Annotated in this window: 8 protein-coding genes; 5 read left to right on the top strand and 3 right to left on the bottom strand. The window is 45.3% G+C overall.

The window, feature by feature from the left end; genetic code table 11:
• The first annotated feature begins 351 nt into the window (after positions 1 to 351).
• Positions 352 to 1731, top strand: a complete 1380-nt coding sequence (locus Q0R52_RS23900; RefSeq protein WP_295799602.1) for an RNA methyltransferase — start codon at positions 352 to 354, stop codon at positions 1729 to 1731.
• A 144-nt stretch (positions 1732 to 1875) separates the two neighbouring features.
• Here the strand turns inward: Q0R52_RS23900 and Q0R52_RS23895 are convergent, their stop codons facing one another.
• The 3 genes from Q0R52_RS23895 to Q0R52_RS23885 all read right to left on the bottom strand — a co-directional run bounded on the left by Q0R52_RS23895 (position 1876) and on the right by Q0R52_RS23885 (position 3579).
• Positions 1876 to 2472, bottom strand: a complete 597-nt coding sequence (locus tag Q0R52_RS23895) for a hypothetical protein (RefSeq protein ID WP_295799599.1) — start codon at positions 2470 to 2472, stop codon at positions 1876 to 1878.
• Positions 2473 to 2524: 52 nt separating this feature from the next.
• A complete protein-coding gene (locus Q0R52_RS23890; protein WP_295799596.1) occupies positions 2525 to 2911 on the bottom strand; it encodes a Rid family hydrolase in 387 nt (128 codons plus the stop codon).
• 137 nt (positions 2912 to 3048) lie between these two features.
• A complete protein-coding gene (locus tag Q0R52_RS23885) occupies positions 3049 to 3579 on the bottom strand; it encodes a thioredoxin family protein (RefSeq protein WP_252791175.1) in 531 nt (176 codons plus the stop codon).
• A 398-nt stretch (positions 3580 to 3977) separates the two neighbouring features.
• Here Q0R52_RS23885 and Q0R52_RS23880 point away from each other — a divergent pair, with 398 nt between their 5' ends.
• The 4 genes from Q0R52_RS23880 (at position 3978) to Q0R52_RS23865 (ending at position 10836) form a co-directional block, all read left to right on the top strand.
• Positions 3978 to 7313, top strand: a complete 3336-nt coding sequence (locus Q0R52_RS23880; protein WP_295799592.1) for a vitamin B12-dependent ribonucleotide reductase — start codon at positions 3978 to 3980, stop codon at positions 7311 to 7313.
• A 260-nt stretch (positions 7314 to 7573) separates the two neighbouring features.
• Positions 7574 to 8440 (top strand): alpha/beta hydrolase, encoded by an 867-nt coding sequence (locus Q0R52_RS23875; RefSeq protein ID WP_295799589.1) that lies wholly within the window; start codon positions 7574 to 7576, stop codon positions 8438 to 8440.
• Positions 8441 to 8662: 222 nt separating this feature from the next.
• Positions 8663 to 8995 (top strand): hypothetical protein, encoded by a 333-nt coding sequence (locus Q0R52_RS23870; protein ID WP_295799586.1) that lies wholly within the window; start codon positions 8663 to 8665, stop codon positions 8993 to 8995.
• On the top strand, positions 8992 to 10836 hold the full coding sequence (locus tag Q0R52_RS23865) for a hypothetical protein (RefSeq protein WP_295799583.1): 1845 nt from the start codon (positions 8992 to 8994) through the stop codon (positions 10834 to 10836). Before Q0R52_RS23870 ends, Q0R52_RS23865 begins: the two co-directional genes overlap by 4 nt.
• Positions 10837 to 10939 lie beyond the last annotated feature (103 nt).

The raw sequence follows: 10939 nt of genomic DNA, 5'->3' as shown, positions 1-10939 counted from the left end.
ATTCGCAAACTTTATTTTTTTTTATTTTCTAAAGTCCGTTTCCCGCTTTTATTCTCCTCTTTTCTCTTCCTCGTTTGCGGGCTGCAAAGATGCAACTTTTTTCATTTCCTGTCAAGTATTATTTTACTTGTTTTTCAGTTTATTTTAATCTTCGCAAATCATTCAAAAAACAACGCCTTTTTCCAAAGCGGTCACAAATGTACACAGATTTTGGCATCCTGCAAAAAGAATTTTGCATTAGTTAAAACAATTGTTGTAACTGCTTGTAAACTACCACCTATTTCATCCATCTATTTTTAACACTGAGGCTATAACAATGGCTATTGGCTAATTTGTATCTTTGAAACAGCTATGAGTGAATATATTTTTCCTGAAAATTTTCTTGCTTCTTTAAATAACGAACCGGGTTTTGAGCGCGAAAACTTCGTGGATACCCACGAAAATATTGCAGCGCCAACATCTATCCGCCTCAATCCTTTTAAAAAATCGGCAGTAAAAACCGGCCTGCAAGTGCCATGGTGTGCCGAAGGGTACTATTTAGATGCGCGCCCGTCCTTTACTTTCGACCCGCTTTTTCATGCCGGGTGCTATTATGTACAGGAAGCGTCATCCATGTTTATCGACCATATATATAAACACATCAACCAAAATAATGACGAGACGCAAAAGGTGCTTGACCTTTGTGCTGCCCCCGGCGGTAAAAGCACGTTGTTAAACTCGGCCATAAAAAGCACCGACCTGCTGGTATCAAACGAAATAATAAAAACGCGCGTGCCTGTTTTATGCGATAACCTTAACCGCTGGGGCACCGCCAACACCATTGTTACCAATAACGACCCACGCGACTTTACCCGGCTTAGCGGTTTTTTTGATACCATACTGGTTGATGCGCCATGTTCGGGCTCGGGCATGTTCCGTAAAGACCCTGCTGCCATGAACGAATGGAGCGACGCAAACGTGAACCTTTGCCACCAGCGGCAGGAGCGTATACTGGCCGATGTTTACCCTGCATTAAAGGAGGAAGGACACCTTATATATAGTACCTGCTCCTACTCGCACCAGGAGAACGAGGAAATTGTGGATTGGCTGTGCAGGGAATACAACATGGAGAGCATCCGCATACCTATATATAAGGAGTGGGGAATTGTTGAAACGCAGTCGCCGGAGCATAAGGCCTGGGGCTACCGCTTCTATCCTGGCAGGGTTGAGGGTGAAGGCTTGTTCGCAGCATGCTTAAAAAAGAAGGAACAAACTGATGAAATGCCAATGGTTAAAACCAGGGGGCACCAGAAGCTGGCCCTACAGGAAATTGAGTTGATAAAGAAATACATTATTGAGCCCGACGCCTTTTATTATAATAAGGTGAACGACGACTGGCTGGCGATAAGCCGCGAGCACAAAGAAAGCCTGGACACTTTGCAACGACACCTATATATAAAGAAGTCGGGCGTCCGGATTGGTAAACTAATGGGCAATGATCTGATACCCGACCATGAGTTGGCATTGAGCCTATATATTAATAAGGATAGGGTGTTGCAAACTGAATTAAACCTTAACCAGGCCATCCAATACCTGCGCCGGGACAACATCGACATAAATATTACCGACAAAGGCTGGAGCTTGATGAATTTTGAAGGACAGGCTTTGGGGTGGGCTAAGCTATTGCCGAACAGGATTAATAATTATTTTCCGAAGGAGTTGAGGATATTGGCTATCCCCCCGGCCCCCTGAAGAGGGAGTTTATTAGCACATGACTTCATACAATTAATACTTTTAGGAACTGGCTTACAGTTGGCCAAGGTGTTGCCGAACGGTATCAATAACTATTTTCTGAAGGTGCTGCGGATATTAAGTTCTTTGCAAATTTAGGATTGACTAATTCAGGTGTCTAATCCAATAGCCGTTGAGGCAACTGCTTAAGTTTTTAAAAATACTATATTTGTATTCGCGAAAATCGTAACCGTTTTTACGTTTCTTGATTGCCTTATAGTCTTTGTCAGTAAGCCTATTTATTTGTCTAATATTCTTAAAAGTCTCATCATAATAATTCAAAAGGATTTCCCTCACAACACCGCCTTTAACATTCTCGTCAAACACCGACTCCTCTTTACTGAATGCAAAAGTAAGGCCCTGTTCGTCAAAATAATGTTTATATTCAATATCCCAATCGCCGCTTTCACTAAAAGGAATTTGTGCGATAAAGATTATTTTCCCTGCTGGGTTTTTATAAATATTATAAGTATATTCTACCTCGTCGGGCCAATTTTCATTTTTAACAGGGACTAAATTTTCCTTTCCCGGAACTTTTACAAGTATTATTACAGATTTAGTATACTTACTAATATATTGGTCAATAGCCTCCTTATTGCTCTTTTTCTTTGCAAGAATTGAATCCGTTTGTGGCAGGCGGTATCGCACAGCATGTTCTTTTTGACCTGATAAAAATAATCCGATAATTGCTAATAGTGACAAACAATAGATTTTCATACTTGGGTGGGCCTAACTGTAATTAATAAGGCTTGGACTAAATTACGGCAATACACTCTATCGAAACCAGGATGCCGCCCGGAAATGGCATCACCTGCGGCGCACTTCTGGCAGGTGTTACATTGGGAAAAAAACTGGCATAAGCCCTGTTGCTGATGGAAAAGTCCGGATCAGCCCCTGCAACCATAAACGCAGTTATCTTCACCACTTTGTCCATCGAGCCGCCTGCATCCTCCAAAATAGTTTTAATATTTCTATATGCCTGGTTAATTTGTGCCTCGTAACCACCCTCGGCAAGTTTACCGGTATTTATATCAACTCCTGTGGTGCCTGATACAAAAACAAAATTGCCGGCAATTACTGCCTGGGGCACAAATGCATTAGGACGGGGGGCGTTGGGAGTGTGAAAAACGTGGGGATCCATTTAAGATTTAGTATTTATTACGGCGATAAAAGTGTAAAAAATTGAGACTTACTATGCTTACGTGAAAACGAAATGTAATAAGACGCAAAGAATTGCATCAGCAAATGGCAACAAATGGCTTAGTATTAAAAGCTAATTTATTTCGTTTTCTTCTCGTAACTCTTTGGGTCAAGCGCTTCGGGCGACCAATTCTTAAAAAACTCCATTACTTTTTCTTTGCTGTGGCCCTTCCCTTCTTCCAGGTAGCCTGAGTTTTGGGTATGCAGGCGGGTGCCTTTATCATCCAGCACAATAAAGACAGGGAAACCAAAACGCTGCGGATAGCCAAGTTCGGCAAGCAACGCTTCGTTCTCGTTTTCTTTGCTGTAGTTTACGTGTACGATTACATAATTGGCGCGTACGTATTTATCAAGCTCGGGATCGTGAACAACCAAATCGTTAAAACGTATGCACCAGATGCACCAGTTACCGCCAATTTGCAGTAACACATTTTTGTGCTGCGCAGCAGCCTGCTTCACGGCATTGGCAATATCAGCCTTGGCATTAGCATTGGGGTGATATAATTTGGCGGTATCAGTTTGCTTAACAGTGGGCGTAGTACCCGGAATCTGCGCATGGGCGGCAAGGCCTATAGTGATGAATGCTACAATAAACAATAGTTTTTTCATGTTTTATTTATCTTGATGTAATGATTTACTAAATTCTGCAATTTAATTGGTTTGTGCAACCCGGCGTGTTTTTGTTCAGAGCGCGCATCATATACCCCCTCGCAATCAACCGCTGAATAACGCATATGGCGTATGCGATACGCACCTACAATATGTTTTTCCCGCCATCCCATCCATGCTAAATGAACCTGTAAGCGACCCCACCAAAAAATAACGTTTTCAACACTGTTAAATCATTGTAATCTAATTATTTAATCAACCCTGCGACACAAGGGGGCACCTTCTGCACAGGGTGTGGAAAACTCTGCATTGGATTCCCTTATAATGAGTAATAGATTTACTCAAAACCCCCAAAGTTTTTTAAACTGACAGTTCTGTTTTACTACACACGCATCGATATGGGAGACGATATTTACAAGAAAAAATCAGCCGACAACAATAAAGGATTAAAAGTTGACAGGTACTTCACTAAAGAAGGGGTTAGCGTTTTTGATTTATTTAAATTCGAAAAACGCTCATCAGTAATCCGCAATCCATCGGGCGACGCTGTATTTGAAATGAACGACGTGGAAGTGCCGGTAACCTGGAGCCAGGTTGCAACCGACATACTGGCTCAAAAATACTTCCGTAAAGCAGGCGTTCCGCTGCCTGATGGCACCACAGGTTCGGAAAAAAGCATTAAACAGGTTGCCAACCGGATGGCAAAATGCTGGAAGGACTGGGGCATACGTTATAATTACTTTGCCACACCAAAAGACGCCGATATATTTTACGACGAAATTGTTTATACCATTACCGGGCAGCTGGCAGCGCCAAACTCGCCGCAATGGTTCAATACGGGGTTGCACAACTCATATGGCATTACCGGAAAGCCACAGGGACATTACTTTGTGGACCCGGCGACTGATGAGTTAAGCAAATCAACATCGGCTTACGAGCGCCCGCAGCCGCATGCCTGCTTTATACTTTCTGTTGATGACGACTTGGTGAACGAAGGCGGCATAATGGATTTATGGGTACGCGAGGCCAGGATATTTAAATATGGTTCAGGCGTTGGTACCAACTTCTCGAAAATACGGGGCGATAACGAAAAACTTGCCGGCGGTGGTTACTCATCGGGATTGATGTCGTTTTTAAAAATAGGCGACAGGGCTGCAGGTGCCATCAAATCGGGCGGAACAACCCGCCGGGCGGCCAAAATGGTTTGCCTGGATCTGGACCACCCCGAAATTGAAAGCTTTGTAAACTGGAAAGTTGAAGAAGAAAAGAAAGTGGCTGCGCTGATAGCTGCCGGTTATTCGTCCGATTATGAGGGCGAAGCTTACCGCACCGTATCTGGTCAAAATTCGAATAACTCGGTACGTATACCAAATAGCTTTTTTAAAGCCTTAAAAGATGGAAAGCCATGGGACTTAACCAGCAGGATATCCGGCAAGGCGATAAAATCGGTGGCATCACAAAAATTATGGGATGATATTGCATTTGCTGCATGGGCCTGCGCCGACCCCGGCGTTCAGTTTGACAGCACCATTAACGAGTGGCATACCTGCCCCGAAGGCGGCCGCATCAATGCCTCGAACCCGTGCTCGGAATATATGTTTTTGGATAACACAGCCTGTAACCTCGCATCCATTAACCTTGCCCATTTCTTCGACACAAAAACACGCGTGTTTGATGTAAAAGGCTTTGAACATGCCTGCCGGATATGGACAATAGTATTGGAAATATCCGTGTTGATGGCACAGTTCCCATCAAAAGAAGTGGCGCAATTATCATACGACTATCGCACCTTAGGTTTGGGCTATGCTAATCTTGGTTCGGCCTTGATGGTTAACGGCATCCCGTACGATAGTAATAAAGCCCGTGCAATCGGCGGCGCAATCACTGCGATCATGACTGGCACTGCGTACGCCACCTCAGCCGAAATGGCAAGGGAGTTGGGTACATTTAAACGTTTTGAAGAGAATAAACAGCACATGCTGCGCGTAATGCGCAACCACCGCTATGCTGCCTATAACAGCACCGGAAATTACGAGGGACTGGAAATAGCGCCACCGGGAATTGAGCAGGCTGATTGCCCGGATTACCTATTATCTGCCGCCTGCAACGCCTGGGATAAGGCCGTTGAAATGGGCGGACAATATGGCTACCGCAACGCACAAACCACTGTTATCGCCCCCACAGGCACCATTGGTTTGGTGATGGACTGCGATACCACCGGCATCGAGCCTGATTTCGCTTTGGTGAAATTTAAAAAACTATCTGGCGGCGGTTACTTTAAGATAATTAACCAGGCCGTGCCCGAAGCTTTGAGCAACTTAGGTTATGCGCCACACGAAGTTACTGCTATAGTAAACTATGCCAAAGGTGCGGCCGCATTAAATGGGGTGCCGCATATAAACAACGAGACTTTAAGGGCGAAAGGCTTAACCGATGATGAGCTTGAAAAGTTAGATAAGGGCCTAATTGCCGCATTCGAGATCAGCTTTGCATTCAATATATGGAGCTTGGGCGAGGAATGTTTGAAACGCCTTGGCTTTACCGCTGAACAATACAACGCTCCTGATTTTAATGTGCTGCGCGGACTGGGCTTTAGCCGTAAGGAAATTGCCGAAGCCAACGAGTTCATTTGCGGCACCATGACCATCGAAGGGGCGCCGTATTTAAAACAAGAGCACTATCCGATATTTGATTGTGCCAACAAATGCGGCGCAAAAGGCGAGCGTTATATCCACTCACATGGCCATATCAAAATGATGGCGGCGGCACAGCCGTTCCTGTCGGGCGCTATATCAAAAACCATCAACCTGCCTAACGAGGCTAATGTTGACGAGATTAAAGATTGCTACGAGCTGTCATGGAAGCTGGGCCTGAAGGCTAATGCTTTGTACCGCGACGGTTGTAAACTATCGCAGCCGCTATCGACCAAATCGGATACTAAGGAGGAGAAAGAAGAAGTTGCCGAAAAGCTGGATACCGTTGAAGAAGTATTGGGCGAAGCTGCCAACGTTAAGCTAAGTGACCTGACCAGCGAGCAGGTGATCGAAGCCGCGATGGCGATAATGGAAAAATCAAAAGACACCAACTTTATGCGCCAGCTGTCGCGCGTGGTGCAGAAGAAGAGCCTGCCATTTAAGCGGCGTGGCTATACACAAAAAGCAAGCATTGACGGGCAAACGGTGTTTGTTCGTACCGGTGAGTATGAAGATGGCACTTTGGGCGAAATCTTTGTCGACATGCACAAAGAGGGTGCCACCTTCCGCTCACTGATGAACTGCTTTGCTATTGCAGTTTCGGTTGGTTTGCAATACGGCGTACCGCTGGAAGAGTATGTAGAGAAGTTTACCTTCACCAGGTTTGAGCCGGCAGGTATGGTGGTTGGCCATGCCAATATTAAAAGTGCTACCAGTATTATCGATTACATTTTCAGGATGCTGGGCTACGAATACCAGGACCGCACCGACCTTGTACACGTAATAACCGAGCAAAAAGGCATCACCGGCAACCCGCAAATGGACAATAGCGACATTAATACAGACGAAAGCAACGTTTATGCAGCGCCTGTTGTTAATAAATTGTCAACAGAAAATGGGAATTTGAAAAAATATAGTGTAGATTTAAGCATGGGAGTGCAAAGCGATGCCCCGGCCTGCAATACCTGCGGCCATACAACCATACGCTCGGGCACTTGTTATAAATGCTTGAACTGCGGTGCATCGATGGGATGCTCGTGAGGAATTTCGCAGTCGGAATTTCGATTTAGGAATTGGAAAGGCTTGTGAAGCGAGATACAAAGGGTGATTGGTACCCGTGAAAGAGAACGAAGACTACTGACAATTGACCAATGACCTTTATTAATCAGGCGTTTTGTGTTCAGTTTTATAGTTTACTTTAGTTGGCCCCGGAGTAGTTAACCGGGGCTTTTTTGTGGACTTTCGCGAAACTCACGAAGTTTGGTGCTTTAATCGGTATGTTTGGTCTTACCCTTCCCCCCATGAAAAAACTTAAACAAATCATCATACAGACCAAAGCCCGTGCAACGGAAAGCTCAACCGGTTTTAACGATTTACTTTGGCAACTAATATGCTACTCTCCTAAAATGCCGGCAAGGCTACAACAAGAGCAATTACTAAGCGACGCGGGGAAATTTAGCTTAACCGTGAGCGACGATTACTTTGCGAAAAGAGACTTAACTTTTAACGGTTTTAAATGGGGAAACGGCAGGCATAAAATATTGATCACTCATGGCTGGGGCTCAAAGGCTGCCGATTTTATCGATATGATAAACCCGTTAAAAGAGTTAAATGATGTGCAGGTTATCGCCTTTGATGCGCCTGGAAACGGAAGTTCGGACGGAGATTTATCAAACCTGCTGCTTTTTAAGCTGGCTGTTGAAGCCATTATTAACACCTATGGCAAACCGGATGTAATGATAGGACATTCGCTGGGTGCTATGGCGAATATAATGGCACTGGATAATTTGAATTTCAGGCCATTACTGCTGGTTAGCCTTACACCGCTGGTGCGGTTAAAAGAGAATTTTGAAGCGAGCATGACGCTGGCCGAAGTGCCATTACCTGCCCAGTCCGTTTTTTTAGAAAGCTTTAAAGATTTATTTAAAAAACCGGCCGCGTACTACAATTTGAACGACCGGTATCTATTTGATGCACAGCTTAACCACTGGCTGGCTTATGACTACGGCGACATTATATCGCCTTATCCTTTTCTAGCAGAATTTTTGGCAACGCGGCCTTTTATCCGGACGAAAAACTTTGAGGGCACAGGGCACGAACGGATGATAAAATCCGCAGAGATGATTGAAGATTTGATTACGCAAGTAAATACCGCTCTTTCTGTATAAAACCCCGCTTCTTTTTTGATGCTTGTCGGTTTCTCCAAATCGATCAAATGAGTACATGGGTTCAAATTTATTACGCCACGCTATTAATATGCCTAATCTATCAATATTGCTTTTTACCAAATAAATTTTAGCTAAATATTAAAAATCAGTAATTTGCAGTTGAAATGCAGTAGGAAGTTGTGTCCCCTGCACTTATAAAATCAACCTTTCAACCTAGTCAATATGCCACTTACCAAAACTATCACCGTTCCGCCGGGTAATCCTGAGCCTACTTTGCACCTGCCTATTATTAAAATGGTAGTTGTAGTTGATGATCAAAACATCGCGCAAACCGCCGATGACCTTGCCCAAATGCCGCCTATTGTAGACCGCCAGGTTGTTTGGTTCCAAAACGGTTTACCGGCAAATTACCAGGCAGAATTTGGTGTGCCGGATTTGGCAACAGCGGTGGCCTTCTCGTTATCGCCCGAAAATAACGTTGGCGACGTGATACGCCAGGGCGAAATTGTTGACGACGTAAGAATGGAACAAGCCTATACAGCAGCAGGACTATGAAAAAATATTTATTGACACTGTTCGCCGCGCTGGTTGTTAACGCGATGCAGGCACAAAAAACCACGCTACGCGACTCCTTTGCCAAAGTCGCAACTATGCAAGCCGACACATCGGCCGCGGCATTGATCTGGGCAATAGAAACCTCGCACAGCCCGGCTATCCGGCTCGACTTCACGAAGCAACCTATTGTCGACATCAACAGCCGCCTTACGGTTGGCATCGACCGCAACCGGCTTATTGCAGCGCTGCCGGCCGCTAAAAAAAGCAACCCGGCACTTACGACAAGCCTTAACCAACTGATCACCTTGCTTAAAACGGAGCAGCAGATCCTCAATTTAATAAAACCGGCCACCGCCAATATATCCGCCAACCGCGACTCGCTCAGCGCTTATTCAAAATTGATGATGCGGTTCTACAACACCGTATCCCAAAACCCTACCCTGCGGGCGCAAGTCAACGCACTCTTCCAGGATGCGATTGCAAAAATCAGGAACAACACCTTCGATAAAAAAATGTATGCATCGCCCCAGGCGTATGTGATAAAACACTTGGACACCTTAATGAACCAGGTGGCGACGGATATATCAAACGAAAAGGATGTTGCCTCGTACCATGTGCAGTTGCAGGCCTATATCCACACCAAAAACACAAGTAACCAGAAGATCCATATAGAGAATTTTGACAATTACAGCGCCGGAGAGTTTTACGAAGTGCCACGCTGGGTAACCTCATTTTCGGCAGATGATGTTGCCGCCTTCAACCAGGTATCACAGTTGAGCAGTGCGTTAAATTCGGCAATAGCCGGCAATTTTAAGGACATAGTCAAATTAATACCCGACTCGCTTAATTCGTACGCCTGCTACAGCAACCTGGTTACCGAAGCCAAAAATGACGAAGCCGCTATTGCCGGCCAGGCCGCCAGCCAGGCCAATACCTTTATAACGGCCATGCAGGCTAAACTTACGGCCGTTTATACCGCTATTCAGCAGTTTCAAAAACAAAAAAATGCGGCGGGCACAAACCCGATTCAGCAGTTCAGCCAGCTGGGCAACGCATTTATAACCCTCGCGGGCAGCTTACCCGCCGAGGTTGACAGCCTTAAAAACATGGTATCGGCGACCGCTTTTGCAGCCAGCGCAAACGCCCAAAAACTTTATAGCGATTTTAAGGCCTGTAACGCCATCCTGCAGGCCGATGTTAAACTGGTATCGGGTGTTTATTATGCCGTGGCAAACCTGCTGCAGCCCATGCAGAGCAATGCCACTGCCGCCCAGCAACTAACCGGCAGCGTTTTCGATGTAAACATTAACCAGATACCGCCGAAAGGTTATATCGATTTAAAATACTCGGGCAAGCGTCAAAATGGCGACGAAATTGAAATAAAGCTGGTAACCCGCTCAAAGGATGATATCGCCAAAAACCAGCCCGGCTTAACGCTTGACGACCAGATCATTGAGATGCAGCAGATATCCTTCTATTCCGAATCGAACATTGGCGTTATTTTGGCCAGTCCGTTGGGTAGCAGCAGCCAGGTGACACTTAAAAACAAGTTCCAGTTTGCCCCTTCCGGCAGCCTGGTGGTAAAATTTGGCAGCCGCACCAACAGGTTTTGGAATACAGTTAATCCCGGCGTTGGCTTTAATATTTCCACCCCCGATTTTAACCTGGATGGCACGCCTGATGTTAGCTATGGCGGCGTGTTTACCCTGTTCCATAATATTGTGAGTGCTGGCTGGGCATACAATACCAAAACCAGCAGCCAGTTCTGGTTCTTCGGTCTTTCACTGCCGTTTACAACCTTTGGCCTGCCGGTTGGGAATGTGCAGACGCAGAAGCAGTAGGGAGTTACTAATTGATTTTTTTGGCCCCGGCGTTTAAACCGGGGCTTTTTTGATTCAATTAATAAAAACTGGGTTTACATGGGTTGATTTTTCGACTGACCAG

Origin of the sequence: Mucilaginibacter sp., from assembly GCF_025359345.1 — a bacterium.
Lineage (GTDB): Bacteria > Bacteroidota > Bacteroidia > Sphingobacteriales > Sphingobacteriaceae > Mucilaginibacter.
This window is presented reverse-complemented; position numbering and strand designations above follow the sequence as displayed.

Bases quoted from the DNA above. Each gene is read 5' to 3' on its own strand.
- Q0R52_RS23900 (WP_295799602.1), top strand. From the start codon at position 352: ATGAGTGAATATATTTTTCCTGAAAATTTTCTTGCTTCTTTAAATAAC.
- Q0R52_RS23890 (WP_295799596.1), bottom strand. From the start codon at position 2,911: ATGGATCCCCACGTTTTTCACACTCCCAACGCCCCCCGTCCTAATGCA.
- Q0R52_RS23885 (WP_252791175.1), bottom strand. From the start codon at position 3,579: ATGAAAAAACTATTGTTTATTGTAGCATTCATCACTATAGGCCTTGCC.
- Q0R52_RS23880 (WP_295799592.1), top strand. From the start codon at position 3,978: ATGGGAGACGATATTTACAAGAAAAAATCAGCCGACAACAATAAAGGA.
- Q0R52_RS23875 (WP_295799589.1), top strand. From the start codon at position 7,574: ATGAAAAAACTTAAACAAATCATCATACAGACCAAAGCCCGTGCAACG.
- Q0R52_RS23870 (WP_295799586.1), top strand. From the start codon at position 8,663: ATGCCACTTACCAAAACTATCACCGTTCCGCCGGGTAATCCTGAGCCT.
- Q0R52_RS23865 (WP_295799583.1), top strand. From the start codon at position 8,992: ATGAAAAAATATTTATTGACACTGTTCGCCGCGCTGGTTGTTAACGCG.